Annotated in this window: 12 protein-coding genes; 7 read left to right on the top strand and 5 right to left on the bottom strand. The window is 69.2% G+C overall.

What is annotated here, in order from left to right; translation table 11 throughout:
* The first annotated feature begins 647 nt into the window (after positions 1-647).
* The 3 genes from F7P10_RS18990 to F7P10_RS18980 all read left to right on the top strand — a co-directional run bounded on the left by F7P10_RS18990 (position 648) and on the right by F7P10_RS18980 (position 4,536).
* The gene (locus F7P10_RS18990) at positions 648-1,082 is read left to right on the top strand and encodes a hypothetical protein (protein WP_151010616.1); all 435 of its coding nucleotides are present in this window, start codon (positions 648-650) and stop codon (positions 1,080-1,082) included.
* Positions 1,083-1,313: 231 nt separating this feature from the next.
* Positions 1,314-2,228 (top strand): phosphotransferase family protein, encoded by a 915-nt coding sequence (locus F7P10_RS18985; RefSeq protein WP_176611548.1) that lies wholly within the window; start codon positions 1,314-1,316, stop codon positions 2,226-2,228.
* Positions 2,229-2,622: 394 nt separating this feature from the next.
* Entirely contained in the window at positions 2,623-4,536 is a 1,914-nt protein-coding gene (locus F7P10_RS18980; RefSeq protein ID WP_151010612.1) for a TerD family protein, read from the top strand.
* A gap of 89 nt (positions 4,537-4,625) precedes the next feature.
* Here the strand turns inward: F7P10_RS18980 and F7P10_RS18975 are convergent, their stop codons facing one another.
* Positions 4,626-5,402 (bottom strand): SDR family NAD(P)-dependent oxidoreductase, encoded by a 777-nt coding sequence (locus F7P10_RS18975; protein WP_151010610.1) that lies wholly within the window; start codon positions 5,400-5,402, stop codon positions 4,626-4,628.
* 79 nt (positions 5,403-5,481) lie between these two features.
* Here F7P10_RS18975 and F7P10_RS18970 point away from each other — a divergent pair, with 79 nt between their 5' ends.
* The 4 genes from F7P10_RS18970 (at position 5,482) to F7P10_RS18955 (ending at position 9,276) form a co-directional block, all read left to right on the top strand.
* Positions 5,482-6,069, top strand: coding sequence for a TetR/AcrR family transcriptional regulator (locus F7P10_RS18970; RefSeq protein WP_176611547.1), 588 nt, complete (start codon positions 5,482-5,484; stop codon positions 6,067-6,069).
* Positions 6,066-7,814, top strand: a complete 1,749-nt coding sequence (locus F7P10_RS18965) for a CocE/NonD family hydrolase (RefSeq protein ID WP_151010606.1) — start codon at positions 6,066-6,068, stop codon at positions 7,812-7,814. Before F7P10_RS18970 ends, F7P10_RS18965 begins: the two co-directional genes overlap by 4 nt.
* 666 nt (positions 7,815-8,480) lie before the next feature.
* Positions 8,481-8,804, top strand: a complete 324-nt coding sequence (locus F7P10_RS42450) for a hypothetical protein (RefSeq protein ID WP_176611546.1) — start codon at positions 8,481-8,483, stop codon at positions 8,802-8,804.
* Positions 8,710-9,276, top strand: a complete 567-nt coding sequence (locus F7P10_RS18955; RefSeq protein ID WP_151010604.1) for a DUF4240 domain-containing protein — start codon at positions 8,710-8,712, stop codon at positions 9,274-9,276. The genes F7P10_RS42450 and F7P10_RS18955 overlap by 95 nt, the downstream gene beginning before the upstream one ends.
* A gap of 108 nt (positions 9,277-9,384) precedes the next feature.
* On the opposite strand, the gene F7P10_RS18950 is transcribed toward F7P10_RS18955, so the two are convergent.
* From F7P10_RS18950 to F7P10_RS18935, 4 genes are read right to left on the bottom strand one after another with little or no spacing between them, the layout of a single operon-like run.
* A complete protein-coding gene (locus F7P10_RS18950; protein ID WP_176611545.1) occupies positions 9,385-10,524 on the bottom strand; it encodes a hypothetical protein in 1,140 nt (379 codons plus the stop codon).
* Complete coding sequence (gene fxlM / locus F7P10_RS18945; RefSeq protein ID WP_176611544.1) at positions 10,521-12,581, bottom strand: methyltransferase, FxLD system; 2,061 nt, start codon at positions 12,579-12,581, stop codon at positions 10,521-10,523. Before fxlM ends, F7P10_RS18950 begins: the two co-directional genes overlap by 4 nt.
* A 20-nt stretch (positions 12,582-12,601) precedes the next feature.
* The gene (locus tag F7P10_RS18940) at positions 12,602-13,879 is read right to left on the bottom strand and encodes a lanthionine synthetase C family protein (RefSeq protein WP_151010600.1); all 1,278 of its coding nucleotides are present in this window, start codon (positions 13,877-13,879) and stop codon (positions 12,602-12,604) included.
* Positions 13,876-16,983, bottom strand: coding sequence for a lantibiotic dehydratase (locus tag F7P10_RS18935; protein ID WP_218040571.1), 3,108 nt, complete (start codon positions 16,981-16,983; stop codon positions 13,876-13,878). Before F7P10_RS18935 ends, F7P10_RS18940 begins: the two co-directional genes overlap by 4 nt.
* Between the last annotated feature and the right edge of the window lie 25 nt (positions 16,984-17,008).

Raw genomic sequence — 17,008 nt, 5'->3', positions numbered from 1 at the left:
ACGTACCTTGCGACCGCTTCGGCCCGGTAGGCGGCGGACACGTCAACGGCCCTGCTGCCTGCCGCCGCGCGCGCCGGGAGATGCTCGAGGCCTTCAAGACCGGCAAGGACCCGGACCGGGACGACGCGGTACGCGACTCGATGCCGGCCAAGTCTCCTCGCGAGAAACCACGCCACGAGCCGGAACACCAACGCACTCCGCGCCTCGAGCCCCGATCACCTGCAGAGACTCCTGCTGTACCCCCGCCGCGACGTTCGACCGCCACCAGACGAATGGGTCCTTCGTCCGCGTCTGCGCAGCCGCCGACCGGTCCGGCCTCGCCTACGGAACCATCCCGGACGCCAGCACCACTCCAAGGCGATTCCAGGTCGGAACCAGAGGCCGATAGAACCGTCCTTCGAACCATCGGCTTGGTAGGCGCCGCGTTCATCCTCGGCCTCGGTATGGCCGCCACAGTGCAAAGGGGGCTCCCATCGCTGTCGCGGGTTCGCGCCAGCGCCAAGCGCACACGGAACCCTGAACTTCTGGAGTCCTCGAACGACAGGCCGAACCCCGACGTCACGGTCCCGGCGTCGCGGTCCCTGGCTCCCTTTGAAGGAGCCCGGTTCGCCCTCTCAGGACCAGGAGCCGAAGACGCCGTCCGCCACATGGTCGTGGACTTCCTCTGCAACCGATCCGGGCCCAGGGAAGTCGTGCTCTCCCGCCCGGACGCCTGGCAGCTACTCGGCTTCGACGCCGGCGCCCTCCGGGAGGACGTGATTCCCGGCCTCGTCCTGACCGAAGACGACGAGCAGACTCGCAACTACCTGCTCAGCCAGGGGCCACCACACCGACTACTCGTGACATACCGTGATGCGAAGGACGTCCTCAATCAACTGCCTGCTTGCGAGCAAGAGCGGTTGGCGGCGCTGTCCCTACGGTCATCCGCGGAATCCGCTCTCGAGATCGCCGAGACCGGTGAGACCAACAACGATCATCGGATTGGACGCGGTGCGATCGTCCCCACGTCGCTGCACCTTATGACGCGTCCGTCCGCCTTCGACCAACTCACGGCGATGCCGACCCTCGTGAGACGCGTTTGAGGAGTTGATGCCGGGCGGTGTGTTCCTGAGGTGCCGTTTGCCTGGTCGGGCAGGGGACGCGTTGACACGGACGTCTCGTTGCCGCTGCGCCCTCGCTTGCACCGTCGTCGACGACGCGCATGAAGACTGATCGGACCAACGGTGCCCAACCGCTTGGGGGCAGGGCGCCGTTGGGGCTTTGGGGGACTTCGAGCGTCTGCTCGCCAATGTCCGGCCACTACGGTGGGCCCGGTGAACACCCCCGATTCCGCGACGCTCGCTTGGGCCGCCGGGGCGCTCGGCGCGGAGCGGCCCGCGCGCGTCGTCCGGTGCCTGGCCGGGGGCTCGCACGCCGACACGCACCTGCTGGAGACCAGCGCGGGCCGCGCGGTGCTGCGCAGATTCCCCACCGGGGACGATGCCGCCGCCAACGAGGCCCGCACCCTCACCGCGCTCGACGGTCTCGGCGGCTTCGCACCGCGACTGCTGGCCGCCGACCCCGACGGCGCCCGCACCGGACGTCCGGCCACACTGATCACCGTGCTGCCTGGGGCACCCGACATCCTGCACACCGATCCCGGGGCCGCCGCCGCGCGGCTCGGCCGGGCCCTGGCCCGCCTGCACGCCGTCCCGACCGGCACCCTGGCCGAACTCCGGGACGGCGTCGCCACCTCCGACGCCGCACCCGCCCGGCGCCTCGACCAGGGCCCCACGGGCCCCATCGTCGACGCCCACGCCCGGACGATCGCCGCCGAACCACGCGTGCTGACCCACTCCGACTTCTGGGCCGGCAACGTCATGTGGAGCGACGGCGAACTCACCGGCGTGATCGACTGGTCGGGCGGCAGCCTGGCCCCGCGCGGGTTCGACGTCGGCTGGTGCCGCCTCGACCTCGTCATCCTGCACGGCTCCGAAACCGCCGCGGCATTCCTCGACGCCTACGAGAACGCCGCTGGGTACCCCGTCGCCAACGTCGAACTGTGGGACCTGTACACCCTGCGCAGCTCGCACCAGACCGTAGAAACCTGGGTGCCGAACTACCGCGACCTCGGACGAACCGACCTGACGGCCGACGCCCTCCGCGCCCGCCACACCGCCTGGACCCACGAATGCCTGCACCGCTGGAACAGCCGAACCTCACCCAGCGGGTACGCGGACACCCTGTAGCCGACCACGCGGCCGACAAGACCCCCGGCAACATCGCGGGACGCCCCGGCCCCAGAGGTCCACGAGGAAGCAGCACCGGACGAACATGATCCCGTGCACGTCGCGCCCATGGTCCTCGCACGTCCTTCGGAATATCGGCACGTCACCAGCAGAAGGAGAGGATGACGAGTTCCGCGGCGTTCTCCAGGTCGGCCGTGTGCACGACATCGGCGTTCACAACAGCAGGTCCCGGAAGCGCGATCGGTGGCCGGGTGTGGCCCCTCCCCGCCGAGCCGGGGCGCCGTCGTGGCCGCCCGACGTACGCTGGCGCTGCGCATGCAGGTGATCGCTCTACGCAGCCTTCATCGCTCCCGCCGTACGCGCGAGATCAGACGTGAGCAAAGGAGTCGGCGCGATGCATCAGATGTCCAAGGGCGCGAACATCGACCTCGCGGCGACAGGGCCGTTCACGGTGGCGTTGAGCTGGATCGATCCTTCTGGCGAGGGTGAGGCCGACGTCTCGGTGCTCCTGGTCGGTCCCGACGGCAAGGTCGGGTCCGATGCCGACTTCGTCTTCTACAACCAGCCGGCGACCGCGGACGAGTCGGTGCGCCTGCTGGGCAAGACGCCCACCGCGACCGGCAGCGAGGACCGCATCCTGGTCGACCTCGGGGCGTTGCGGCCCGAGGTGACGCGCGTGGTCGTGGCCGCCAGCCGCTACGCGGGGGCGACGTTCGGGGCACTTGACGATCTGCGCCTGGCCGTCTCCGACAGTGCAGGAGAGGCGCAGTTGGCCTTCGACATCAAGGACGCCGGCACCGAGACCGCATTCATCTTCGGGGAGCTCTACCGCAGGGGCGAGGGCTGGAAGTTCCGGGCGGTCGGACAGGGTTACGAGTCCGGGCTCGCGGGTCTGGCGTCCGACTTCGGCATCAACGTCGATGACAGCGAGGAAGAGGACCAAGCGCCTCCGCCACAGACGCCGGAGGAACCTGCGGCGGCCGTCCGGGAGGCGCCCGCCAAGCCCAAGCGGGTCCGCACGGCCAAGAAGAAGACGACCGTGCCCAAGGCGGCCAAGGTCAATCTGGCCGAGCATCCGTCTTGGCAGCATGCACGGTTGTTCCCGGTCACCGGCCTGCGCAACGATCAGGAACGCGAAGTGCGCGCCACCGCCACGCTGCTGGCGGTGATGGCGCAGGTGCCCGAGTTCGGTCGGCGCCTGACCGCCCGCTTCAACGCCCCGGCCGGAACCATCCAGACCTTCGCCGAGGCGTCCTTCAAGCACGGCGACGGCAAGGTCCGGCCCGACGGCGTGCTGCGCGTGGCCCGTGCCGGGAGGATCTGGACCGCCCTGGTCGAGACCAAGACCGGCGGCAACCCTCTCAAGGTCGATCAGGTCGAGGCCTATCTCGAGGTGGCGGCCCGGCACGGCTACGAGACCGTGATCACTCTGTCCAACGACCTGGCCCTCGACAACGAGCATCCGCTGAAGGTCGACAAGCGGCTGCTGCGCAAGGTCGCGCTGCGCCATCTGTCGTGGGCCGAAGTCGCTCACGAGGCCGAGATGCTCTGCCTCCACGGCGTGGCCAACCCCGTCCACGCCTGGCTGCTGAGCGAGCTGCTGCACTACCTGCGTCAGGACAACGCCGGCTGCCAGGGCTTCCGGGACATGGGCGCCGCATGGGTGCCGGTTCGCAACGCCGTCACCTCGGGGACGCTCCGGCTCGGGGACCGGCGCGCGATGCAGGTGGCCGAGAGCTGGGAGAAGCTGATCCGGCAGCTATGCCTGCGTCTCAGCGGCCGGACCGGCTTGGCCATCGCCCCCGTCCTGCGCAAGCGGCGCGACGGAGACGCCTCGGTACGGCGCCTGCAGACCGTGACGTCACTGGTGGAGACCGGCCGCATGAACGCCGAGATCCGCGTCCCCAGCGCCGGCGGCCCGGTCCTCCTCGAAGCCGACCTGCGCACCGGGCAGATCGAGACCACCGTCGAGATCCCCGCGGCCGACCGCGCACGCCCCCTCACCCGCGTGCACTGGTTGCTGCGCCGGCTGGGCGACGCCTCTCCGGACCTCCGCGTCGAGGCGCTCGCTCCCGGGGACAAGACCGGTCCGTGCGACCTGCTGAAGAACCTCATCGCCGAACCCGGCCTTCTGGTTCCCGATAACGCTCAACAGATCCACACTTTCCGCCTGACTCTCGCGACCGGGCTGGGCACCAAACGCGGCACCGAGGAAACCGGCTTCGTCCGCAGCATCGATACCGCCATGGACCGCTTCCACCAGGAGGTACTCCAGGTTGTGAGCCCCGAGACCACCTCCTCGACTTGAGCCAGACCCCGGCTATGACCCCGTGTGCAGGCGAGACGGGGTCGGTCCAGTTAACGGCGCGCGCCGTTAACTGGACAGACCCGTCCTAGCTAGTCCTGAGTCATGTCCCCCCGGAGGCGGGCGCCGCCGTCTACGCGGATGACCTGCGCGTTGAGATACGGCGTCCGCACAATGGCTTCGACCACGGTCGCGTACTCGTCGGGATGTCCGACGCGTTTCGGGAACACGTTGTCGCGTGCGAGCAACGCCCGGATCTTTGGGTCCGAAAGCCGCGGCGTGCCGAACGCGCCGGGCGCGATCGCGTTGACACGGATTCCCAGCGGCGCGAGATCGCGGGCCATCGGCAGCACCATGGACGCGACGCCGCCCTTGGCAGCCGCGTAGGGAACCATCGTGACCTGAGCGTCATATGCGCTGATCGATGCGGTCTGCACGATGACGCCGCACTGGCCGTCGTTGTCGGCCTCGTTGCGCGCCATGGCGGCGGCCGCGATCCGAGCCAGGTTGAACGGCCCGAGCACGTGAAGATCGAAGTTCGCGCGCATCACATCTTTCGACAGCAGCGTGCCGTCGGCTTCCACGGTGCGTCCGGCGCGGATGACCACGCCGGTCGCCGAGACGGCGGCGAAGAGCGAGCCGAGTTCACCGGCGGCGGCGACCGCGCGGTCGACCACGTCGTCATCGATCGTGTCACCGGGCACGAACGCGGCCTTCGCCCCGAGGTCGCTCACGAGCGCCTGTGCCCGGTCTGTGTCGATGTCCACGATGACGACACCGAAGCCCAGCTCCGCGAGCCGCCGAGCCGTGGCGCTGCCGAGCCCGCCGGCACCCCCGGCGATGATTGCTGACCGTCCCTCGAAGTTCATCGTCCCCTCTTCTCTTTCGACCCACCCAAGGTTACTACCCACTTGTGTATTTTGGAACAGGTGGGTAAGTTCTGGTGGTGTGGCAGAGGAGACGGAAGACAAGAGGGTGCGGCGATCCCGCGCGGCGCTGGTGGAAGCGGCCGTTCGCCTGGTGACCGAGCGCGGCACCACGGCGATACCGGTCACCGATCTCACCGAGGCCGCCGACGTCAGCCGGAAATTGCTCTACCTGCACTTCGGTGACCGGGACGGGCTGCTGGTCGCGGCGACGATCGATCTCACCGAGCGGTGGGCGGCCACGGGCGGCGCGCAGGACCCCGAAACGAGAGTGGTAGAGCTCGCACGGCACCTCTCCGAGCACCAGACGTTCTATCGGGCGGTACTCAGCGGCTCGTGTGCCTTTGCCGCGAGCGAGGCCCTCAAGGAGGTGTTCGGCGACCTCAACCGCACGACCGTCAGCGTCCTGTTCGGCGGCCTCGACGAGGATGCGCTGAACGACGTGAGGGTGTTCTTCGCGGCCGGCGTGATGGCGATCGTCCATAGCTGGATCGCCGGGCCCGGATCCCCTGCCGATCCGAATGCCCTGGCCGATCGCCTGCGGCGCCTTACCGGGATCTTCGCTGAATCCTTCAACCGGTCCGACGCGCCTGACGAGGAGAAGGCATGACCATCACAATTGAGAAAGATGTCCGAGTGCCCATGCGGGACGGGGTGACGCTGGCCACGGATCTGTACCTGCCCGAGGGCGGGCCCGTGCCGGTTCTGCTCGTCCGGTTGCCCTATGGCAAGGACGTGGTCACCAAGCTCGGCCAGCCGGTGCTGATCACTCCGCTGGCGTTCGCCGAGGCCGGTTACGCCGTGGTGTGGCAGGACTGCCGCGGAACATGGAGTTCGGACGGCACATTCGGTCTGCAGGTTGCTGACATGGCCGACGGGGTCGACACCCTGCAATGGATCCGTCGGCAGCCCTGGTGCGATGGGAACGTCGGCACCTACGGACCGTCCTACCTGGGCTTGACCCAGTGGGCGCTCGCATCGCAGGGGCCGGACGGGCTCAAGGCCATCGCACCCACTACCGCCCCCATCGACTTTCGGTACGTCCGGTTTGGCCGGGGCGGAGGGCTGTTCTGGCACACGAACCTTCTGTGGGCCGTGAGCATGAATCAGATGCTCGTGATGAGGGCGCTCCGGCGGGGCGAGAGCGACGCGACAGCCCTGCTCCAGGCCGCGGAATTGGCCGCCGACCCCGAGCCCCACCTGCGCAAGCTGCCGATCAGTGACCAACCGTTGCTGAACAAGCAGTCGATCTGGTGGCAGAAATCCATGGAACACCCGATCTCAGATGCCCACTGGGCCGAGGTCTCGCCCAGCGAGCGGATCGCTGACATCACCACCCCGGGCCTGCACGTGGGCGGGTGGTTCGACATCTTCGTCACCGAGACCACGCGGGCGTTCACCCGGCTGCGCGACGAGGCCGCCGGCCCCGAGGCCAGGCAATACCAGCGGCTCATCATCGGGCCGTGGGATCACCGCAACCAGGAAGGCCTCTACAGCGACCGGCAGTTCGGTGCACGCGCCAATGCGCTGACCGCGGACGTCACCGGCGCGCACGTGCGCTTCTTCGATCACCACCTGCGTGGTGACGCCACCGCCGACGCCGCCGACGCACCGGTACGGATCTTCGTGATGGGCATCGACCAGTGGCGCGACGAGCAGGACTGGCCGCTGCCCGACACCCGCTACGTCGACTACTTCCTCGACGGATCCGGCCACGCCAACACGGCCGGTGGAGACGGCACCCTCACCCTCGACGCACCGGACGGCGAAGCAGCCGACACCATTCGTTACGATCCCACCGATCCGGTCCCCACCATCGGCGGCCGACGCCTCCCGGCCGGTAACATCGCCGCGGCCGCCTTCACCGCGGGGCCGCTCGACCAGAGCCCGGTCGAGACCCGCGAGGACGTGCTGTGCTTCACCACCCCCGTCCTGGACGAGCCGCTGGAAGTGACCGGGGAGGTGTCTCTGGTGCTGCACGTGTCGTCGTCGGCGCGCGACACCGACTTCACCGGAAAGCTTGTCGACGTCTTCCCGGACGGCCGCGCCCTCTATCTCACCGACGGCCTCCTGCGTGCGCGGTACCGCACCTCGCTCACCGAGCCCGAACTGCTCGAACCCGACCGGGTCTACGAGATGGTCGTGGACCTCGGCCCGACCGCGAACGTGTTCCTCCCCGGCCACCGCCTGCGCCTGGAGGTCTCCAGCAGCAACTTCCCGCACTACGACCGCAACACCAACACCGGTGGCAACATCCCCCATGACGTCGACGAGCCCATCGTCGCGGTCAACACGATCCTGCACGGTCCCCGGCACCCCAGCCGCCTGATCCTCCCGATCATCGAACGTCCGTAGCGGGCAGGACCTCGACCACCCCTGCGCGATCAGGTGGTGGTCGAGGACCGCTGCGACGCCCCAGGGGCGCTTGGCGCGTTCGTGCGCGACCGGGCTTCGGGTGGATACCGAAGCCCGGTAAATCAGGCGGAGTGGGCGAGTGACCACTGATCGACGGTGAGCGTCATCGTCGTCCGTGGCCAGGTGCGGGCCAGTGCGCGAGCCCGGACTCGTCGGCGGGCCGGTCGGGGATGGCGTCCCCACCCCGTCTGCCGGATGCTGCTTACGAGTGCGACGATCCGGCCCGGGGCGCCGCCTTCGGCTTGCGCCGCTCGGCCCAGGCCAGGCCCTACCACCCTGGTTTCCGTCCCGCCTTCCAGGGCTTTCCCTGACGAGGCCTCATCGAAGGGTTCACTTGCGTTCACCCGTCCGGACTTCCCCTTGCCCGGTTGTTCCCCCGGACGGAGCAGGGGCCCTTGGGCGTCTTCCCCGAGCTTCACACCCCCACAGGCAGGACCTGCGGACGCATGTCGGGGCGGGGACCGATCTCGAACACTGATCAGGAACTACGCACCCGGCATAACCGGCCTCCAATCTGCCAGTTCACTCGCCATGCGCGACCTCGTGTCGCACCCCTGAAAAGGAACCGCACCCAAGGACTCCTCCAAAGCACTGCTCTTGGAGGCCATGACCAACCTGCAGCGCATGGTCACCGCCATCCCGCTCACCGACGACGAACGCGCCGCAGTCGACGACGGCCAAGCCGCCCTGGACAAACTCCTCGAGCAGCTCGTCAACGTCCCCACCCCCGCCGGACCTACTCCGCGCGACCTTCAGCGCCCAGCCGGCGCGGTGCTCCTGCCGATCGTGGAAGTCCGGCAGAGCGGTACCTTGCTGCCGTGGCACTCGAAGATTTCTGGACACTCATTCACCAGTCACGGCCGAGAACATCGGCCGGGACCAACGCACCGAATGGCTCACCGCGCGCCTCGCACATCGTCCGGTCGTTGAGATCATCGAGTTCGAACTGCACCTCACAGCCCAACGAAAGCGGGTCGACACCCGACACATGTGGGGCGCTGCCTGGAACATCTTTCAGGGCTGGTGCTCCGACGACAGCTTCTGGTACTTCCAGCCCTGGCTCATCGGCCTCGGCCACGACACCTTCGAACGCGTCGCCGCCCACCCCGACGCCCTCGCCGACACCCACGAAGTCCGTCGCCTCGCCGGACGCCACAGGTCACAGTGGACGGACGAGGAGTGGCCGGAATGGGAAAGCATGAACTACATCGCGCTCAACGCCTACGACCGCGCCACCGGAGAAGAAGAAGGACTTGAAGACGCCCTTGAGACACGGGGTCTCTACCGAATCTGCGACGCCTTCCCTGAGGACGAACGCTGGGACTACGACGACATCGGACAGCGTCGCGCAAAGCTCCCTCGACTCACTGAACTGCTGGGCGAGCACCACCCCGCCACTTGACAGATCTGATTCCACATAAGAAGCAAGCTGATCAAGAGACAGATGTACGGCCGGGCTGGGCTTTCGTTTCCTGCGTCACCGCATCCTCCTCGGATAGCTCACTCTCCGCTACCACCGAGTATGCGACAGAGTCGAATGTCGGACAGAGCCGAAAACCTTACAGTCCCGCGAGGCGAGCAGGGCCTTGCTGGTGGTCAGCGCCTTCGAGAGTGCGGTGTGGAGGGTACGAGGGATCGTGCCGCTTCCCAAGCCGCAGGTCTCGACGACGTGGGTGAGGTCGCGTTCTTGACGGCTCGTCATCGAGGCGGCGCAGGCGTCGTTCGACAGGACGTCGCGAGCCGCGTACCCGTCGCGTGCGTCGATGGCCTGGGTGACCGCACGGGTGGCGAGCGCGCCGATCGAGTGCTCGGTGTCGTGGAGGGCGGCGAGGACGGACAGGCGCAGGCGAGTGTCGAAGACGACCAGGCCTGGAGGGGAATCGATCGTCAGTGAATAGTCCAGGAGTGTGCTGGTGTCCGGCGTGGCTGCGGTGCCGCAGAGCACGGTCAGGCAGGCCGTCACTGCGTTCTCCCACGGCTCGCCAGGTGCTGTCTCAGCGAGCAGTGTCTGGGCCCCCTCGGGATCGCCGTCGAGGGCGTGCGCGATGACGGCTACCTGTCGGCCGTCCAGCATGCGTCGGCCGACTCCGTTGTGTTGCTGCAGGTGGGCGAGTGTGTTGTTCCAGCGGCCCGCTGTGGTGAGGGCGCGTGTTCCGTCCGCGAGGTTCACCGTCCAGAGCCACTGGTGTAGCTGCTGGTAGTCGGCCGAGGAGCGGGTGAGCGAGGAGCTCGGCAGCGGGTGGCCGTCGATGGTCGTGTCTCTGCGAGTGGCGATTGCTCGGTAGAGGTCGCCAAGGAGGCGTAGGGCCTGGTCGCCGTTGCCGGTTCTGATGTGCAGACGGGCGAGATTGACGAAGGGTTCGAGGGCTCGGCGTGCGGACGCGGCGTCCAGGGGGACGCGGCGGAGGTAGGTGGCTGCGTGCTGGTGGCACCAGTCTCGGGCCAGGTCGTGCAGGCCGACGTCCGAGGCCAGGAGCGCTGCCTGGTTGAGGACGGTGGACGCCGCCGCCCGGTCGAGGTTCCGGGCGGCGGCGTCGGCCAGGGTGCATAGCTCGGTGACCCGGACGTCGAGCGGCGAGCAACGCGGTCGCGTGCGTGCGACGAGAGGGAACCAGCGGAATGCCACCTGGCCCGGATCTATCACCGTCACTCCCAGATGATGGTGATGGGACGGTGAAGACGTTCCAGGACGAACCGGCCCGCGGCGGCATCGGTCGTCGTCGGGCTATCGGGAATCTCGAACCGGACACTGCGGGCGCGGTAATGGTCGTTCCAGGTTCGGATCTCTCCGAGGACGCGGTCCACGAGGTTCTGCGCGGTGGGGCCGTGGCCGATGACTCCGACTTCGTAGAGCTTGCCGCCCTCGGGAGCGGGGGTGGTCGGACGGATGGTGAGGTAGGCAAGGTCGCGGTCGTGAACGGTCGCCATCGAGCCCCAACCGAAGATGGGCGCGACCTGGCCTCGCTCCTTGGCCGTGGGCTTGATGTTCATGCGCATCAGGGCGTTGTCCAGCCGCAGGCACAGCCATAGGTCGAGCCATTCGAAGGAGACGTCCGGCGGGAACGCCACGCCGGACCAGCCCTCGTGGCGCTCGCTTTTCAGGACTCCGGCGAGAGCCTGGCCGTTCACTGTCTGGTCCTTGTGGACCTGGAGCGTCACGTCGTTCTCCGGCGTGAGTTGGACGTAGCGGCGGGCGTCGTCGCCGATGCCGCGCAGCGGCATGAAGACGGCGAGCTGGCTGTCGCGGCTCCGCCAGCCGGTGTCGTGGCGTTCGAAGACGATGCTGCGGGAGTTGGTGCCGCGAAGGCGGAGCGGCACGACGAGGCGGCCGTCGGGGGAGAGTTGCTCCAGCCAGGCTGCCGGGATCTCGTACGCGCCGACGGTGGCGATCACGTGGTCGAAGGGCGCCCCCTGGGCATGGCCGAGGGCGCCGTCGCCGAGAACGACGTCGACGTTGTCGATGCCTGCGGCGGTCAGGTGCGCGCGGGCTCCAGCGACGAGGTCCTCGTCCACGTCGATGGTGGTGACATGGCCGGTCTCGCCGACGACTGCGGCCATGATGGCGGCGTTGTAGCCGGTGCCCGCGCCGGCCTCCAGGATGCGGTCGCCGGGCCGAGGGTCGAGTTGCTCGAGCATCATGGTGACGATCCCGGGCTGGGACGCCGCGCTGATGTGCTCACCGCCGTCTTCCGTCTTCGTGTAGACGGGGGTGTCGGCGTACGCCCGATCGAGCGGTACCCCAGGCAGGAAGAGGTGCCGGGGCGTGCGCCTGAAGGCTTCCTCGATCGCCGGGCTGTTCAGGACGTTCCGGTCGCGCAGGCGATCGGCCAGTTCGGCACGCAGTTCGTCGGCGGATGCGGCACGATTGTCACTCAGAGTAGTCATCGGTTGGACCTTAATCGTCGTGGTGGATGTGGTCGGCGAGTTCGGGACGGACTGGAAGACGGTGTCCGACAGCACTGCCGCCAGGGCGGCCTGGTCTGTTACCGGCAGTGAGGCGCGGTTGAAATGGAAGACGACGTGGTGGGCGAGGACGGCACGCAGTCCCCGCGTCAGGAAGCCCTCGTGGGCAAGGGCGGCCAGGGCGCGCCCCGCTTGTTCGAAGGCGCTGATCCAGCCCTCGTAGCCGCCGAGCGGGCCGCTGCCGCACAGGTCGTGGATATCGACGGTCATCAGCCGGTGCGCCGCCCGTTGCTGCTGGGGGCGGGACGCCGCCGGTGCGACTGGGCGGAGCGCTGCGACCTTCGACCAGACGTCGCCCTGCTCGTACCAGTCCAAGCCCGCAGCGCGGAACATCGCGTTGCACAGCAGAGCCGTCGTCTCCCGTAGCCCCAGCGGCGGGACGGAGCATTGTGCGGCGCGGGCGAGTACGTGACGGCTGTCGTGGTGGAAGAGCGTGTGGGCGATAGCCATCGCGGTGTTGCCGCCGAATGCCGCTGTCTCGGGCTCGTAGATTCCAGGCGTCCATGCTTTGATCCGACCGGTGGCGGCCAGGTCGTCCAGCAACTCGGCGACGGCGGAAGACCCGGCAACGCGCGGGATGTAGCGAAGCCGCCACGGGTGCTTGCGCATGAACCACCAGCCGTGCAGGACGCCAGCTTCCTGCGCAGCGACCAGCGCGGGACGTAGATCGTGGGCTGCGACTGCACCGGCTGTCCGGCGGTCCGGGAAGTAGATGTTGTACTGGCGCCACTCGAGGTCGGGCATCGCGAAACGTTCCTCACGGATCAGGCGACGAGCAGGCATGTGTCCCAGCCAGACCTTGGAATTCCGGTGCCGGTAGGCGTGAGGACGGCCAGGGCAATGCCGGCTCCCCCTTCGAGGAAGGCGGGTCCACAGCCTCTATCGCCCAGAAGCGCGACGGCAGTACGACCGGGATCGGTGGAGACCGTGTGGATCGAATCCAGGAGATCGGGGATGAGGGCATGCAGCCCCTCTGCGGTGTCCGGGGCGGCGTCGGCGGCAACTCGGGCGGCGATGTGGGCGAGGCCGGCGTAGCCGTGGCACAGCGTGGGGTCGGTGGTCGAGGAGCGTTGGGCGGGGTCGGTCAGGGCCTGCATCAGGGCGCGCTCGGCCATGTCCCGGCGCTCGGTGTCGCCGGTCGCCAGCGCGGCGAGTTGCTGTGCGCGAGCCAGACCGGCGGTGCCGTAGCACCAGCTCGGTCGCTGCGAACCGGAGACCGACCGCTGGTCGGCGCGCTGTTGAGGCCGGTTGACCCAGTACGGCCATATCGGCCCGGACGGAGTGTCGGTGCGCCAACGGTCGAGCCAGGTGCATATGCGAGAGATCGCGTCGAGGTGACGATCCACGACGACGTCGCGCCGCGAGGCGAGAGCGAGTAAAGCCAGCGGCCCGCCTATCCCATGGGCGAGCCCGGAGTTCGCGTGGCCGCCCTTGAAGTGGTCGTGCTCATGCCCGTCGGGCCCCGAGAGCGTCCACCAGCCCGGTAGCGACTCCTCGCCGTCTCGCGTGGGCTCGGTCAGGCGCACCAGGTACTCGAGGACGGCGCGGGTCGCCTCGCTGCCGGGAGCTCGTCGCAGGAGGTAGGAGCCGATGCCGGTGAGGCCACGCACCAGGTCGAACTCGGACAGGGACGGCAGATGCCCGGCCTCCAACCAGCCGAGCGCGCTGCTGGCCCGGCGCCGGACGTCGGCGGCGATCACTCGATCGAGATGGTCGAGAGCCCCGGTGTAGGAGCCGGGAAGCAGGTCGGCGGCGCAGGCCAGGGCATGAGCGACGGCGGGAGCCCCGTAGAACAGGTGGCTATCGAACCCGGTAGTGAGTGGTGCTTGGGTTGCGTACGCGAGCCAGTCGTGGGCACGCCGCCACGGGGAGAGCCCGGCGGCGGCGCGCTCGATGTGGAGCAGGGCGATGCCGGGTGCCCCGTGAGCCAGCGATTGCCGCCACCAGGGACGGGACGTCAGCCGAGCAGGCAGGCCGTCGGGATGGGCCAGCAGTTCGGCGATGGCGTCGCCTAGCTCGCGCGCGGGATGTTCGTCGTTCACCTGTGGCCCCCGGTTGCACGGGCCGTCCAGGAGAGTGCGGCGGCGCGAGCGAGGTACAGGCCGATGGCCTCCTCGTCGAAGTCGATGCCGCCCGTCCGGACGAAGTTGACGTGCATGAGCGACGCGAGCACGTCGTCGAACGCGATTCCTTCGGTATGGGGCCCGGGGAAATGGGGCCGGTACTCGGCCAAAGCCCGGTCGCGCGGCTGCCAGGCACGCGCGATGGGTGCGCCGCCCGGTGCCGCACGCAGCGCTGCCCAGCCGCCGGACGGATCGGCGATGCGGACGGCTCCCTCGAAAACCGGCCGGGGGACGCGTGCCGGCGCACCGGCGGGGACATGCTCGACCAGCCATCGCATCCCCTCGGCGACGCCACCGGTGAAGCCGACGGCGATCGCGACAGCTTGGGCCGCCACGAGGGCGTGCGGGTGGGGGCGCGGAGCCGTGCCGAGCTGGACGAGTGACGCCTGCGAGTCCGCGGCGAAAACGGCACGCGCGGCCGTCCACGCCACTCCGGCACCCCAGCGGCCGGTCTCCGGCCAGGACGTCGGGTAGGTCACCTCGCGCAGCAGACCGACGCGGCGCAGTTCGTCGACCCAGGCGCTCACCGTGCGGGCGGCATCGCCGAACGCGTCCGGTTCAGGAAGGACGAGGCGAAGGCGGAGATGGTGCGCGGGGTCCCGGTACCGGACGAACCACCAGGCGGGTTCGTCCAACCGCCGCAGCAGAACCGGAAGATGCTCGGTAAGGACGATGTCCTGGCGGTGCACGTCCCCGTACAGGCTGGCGAGCAGAACTCGCGAAATAGCTGGCGTCTCGCTCCGATCCTCGTGGACGACCCGTGCCGACGTCGGCTCGGGCAGCGGTGGCCATGGCGGCGGTTCGGTGGCGACGAGCGGCACGATGACCTCGTGCGGACGGCCGTCGCACCAGCTGGCGTCGTCGGGAGCCGGAGCTTCGGTCAGAACCGCCTCCGGCGCGCCGTCGAGGTGGGTACGGAGCAGGACTCGGTGGGCCGTCCGGTCCAGGTCGAGCGGCAGGAGCTGGTCGCCTTCAGCGAGGTTGACCAATCGAGATATCCGGCGGCGAGTTCGCCACTCGTCGAACGCGGCGTCCCAAGCCGCCCAAGGCTGCGCACGCGCGGGCAGCTCGCGGGCCTCCAACCGCCACCGCGCCGGAGACAGGATCGTCCGGCCGAACCGCAGCCGGGGAAGGAACAGGAGGCCCGCCGCGGCGCCCCAGTCGAAGGTCGTCACCTGGGCGCATTGCGCGCGACCGAGCTCGGTGAGGAAGCGGGCGAGCGGCGGCGTGTGCGTGACCAGGTTGAGCGCGTGCATCCCGAAGGCTTCCAGCCGCCGACCATGGGCCGGATCAGCCAGGTACAGGCGACGGCCGTCACACCCGACCGCGAGATCCTCCGGTGCCAGCGCGGTGCGAGCGTCGTGGCGATGCTCGGCCAGGCTGATCACGGTCGGAAGCAGCTTCGGCACCCGCGTGACGTGCGCAGTCGCCGGATCCAACGGCGGGAAGGAGAGCTGCGCGCCCACGGTGCCGCGGTCGCCACCCGGCAGGTCGGCCAAGCCACCGACGAACGCGGCCCGCTCCCGCTCCGTAAGAACGCTCAGGAACCGGCCGCACGACACACCAGCCCCGCGCGAGACGCTGACCACCTCGACCGTGAAACGGCCCCGCCGCAACGCTCGACGGTCGGTGGCACGCACGCGCACGCCCAGCTCCAGATGGGACGGTGGCCGGAGCGGCTCCGACGACAACTCCAGCGACTCGATGAGCCGGTCGTCCAGGACGACTTCCTCGCAACGGTCGAGGGCGGCCTGCTGGGCGATGGCGAGCAGCGCCCTGTCGCGGGCCGACATCGGGGAGCGGCGCTCCGGTGTCACGGTGCCTGGATAGCCGTCCGGCCAGCCGACCCCGCTGTCGCTGACGACGTCAAGGAGAGGTACCAGCGAACCGATGCCGTACCGCTCGTAGAACCGCTGATGGTAGGCCCGCCAAGCGGGAGTGCCCACCGGGAAGGCGCTGGTGCGCGCGAGGACGAGCGCGGCGCGCTCAACCTCGCGGGCGACATCGTGTGGCAGCACGACAGCCGCGTCCAGCCGCAGATCGATCGCCATCGGGTGCTGCTCGGACGGCGAGAGCAAGCGCATCAGCTCGCACACGTCTGCGCGCATCACCTTGGCGGCGCTCGGCCCGGCAAGGTCGTGATGCCCGGTAAGCGTGTGGATCTTCCGGAGTTCGCCGGCGAGCCCGGTAACGGGTGCGACCGCCGAAGCACCCGCAGCCGCCAGCTCCGTCACCAGGTACCGGAGTGCATCGGGCTCGGTACTGGGCGCGTGCAAGCTGCTGATGAGGACGCCCCGTGCGACGAGTTCCGTAAGCATCGTGGCGACCTGAGCCGGTGACGCAGCGGGGAAATCACCCCGGATCTTGGCGGCCAGATCCTCTATGCGGATGGGGTCACGGGCTGCCTCGACGGCCGCCCGTACCGCGTCGGTATGGCGGACGGAGATCTCGACGGCACCGGCCCCGCGCGCCCGCTTCCAGGGGCGGTAGGGCACGATCAGGCGGTCCCCGCGGACGAACAGCGTGTTGTTCGCGGCGACCGGCAAGCATGCCAGCAGCTCAGAGCAGCCTTCCAACCGCTCGATGACCCCGGCCAGCCAACCGGCACCGGCACGTGTAGCGGCTCGGTGCCGCGGGCCCCAGCGGAACAGCGGCTCGGCCCCGAAGGACGCGGGAGCCACACCGGCCAGCAGGCCGAACGGCGTAGCGCGTCCCGTCATGCGTTGCAGGTAGCGGACGACCGACAGGACGGCGCGCCGGGTCTCCCGCGGAGCCGGGGCCGGGGCATCGCAGACCGCGCGCACCTGCCGGGCCAGCGACGGGCTGGCGTGTTCGAGAGCATCGACCACGGTCTCGTTCGTCCAAACCTGCCGGAGCCAGTCCACCCACGTGACGACGCGTGCGGGGGTGGCCTCGCCGGTCAGGTCGGGATAGGGCGGAAGACCTTCCGAGGAGTGGGCGGCGGCACGGAAGAGTGCCGCGCCGACGGACTTGAACTTCTGCGGGCGAGCAGAAGGAGGCACGGCATCCTCCGTGGCGATGATGTGC

The sequence above is a fragment of the Actinomadura sp. WMMB 499 genome (assembly GCF_008824145.1).
In the GTDB taxonomy this organism is placed as follows: Bacteria; Actinomycetota; Actinomycetes; order Streptosporangiales; family Streptosporangiaceae; genus Spirillospora.
This window is presented reverse-complemented; position numbering and strand designations above follow the sequence as displayed.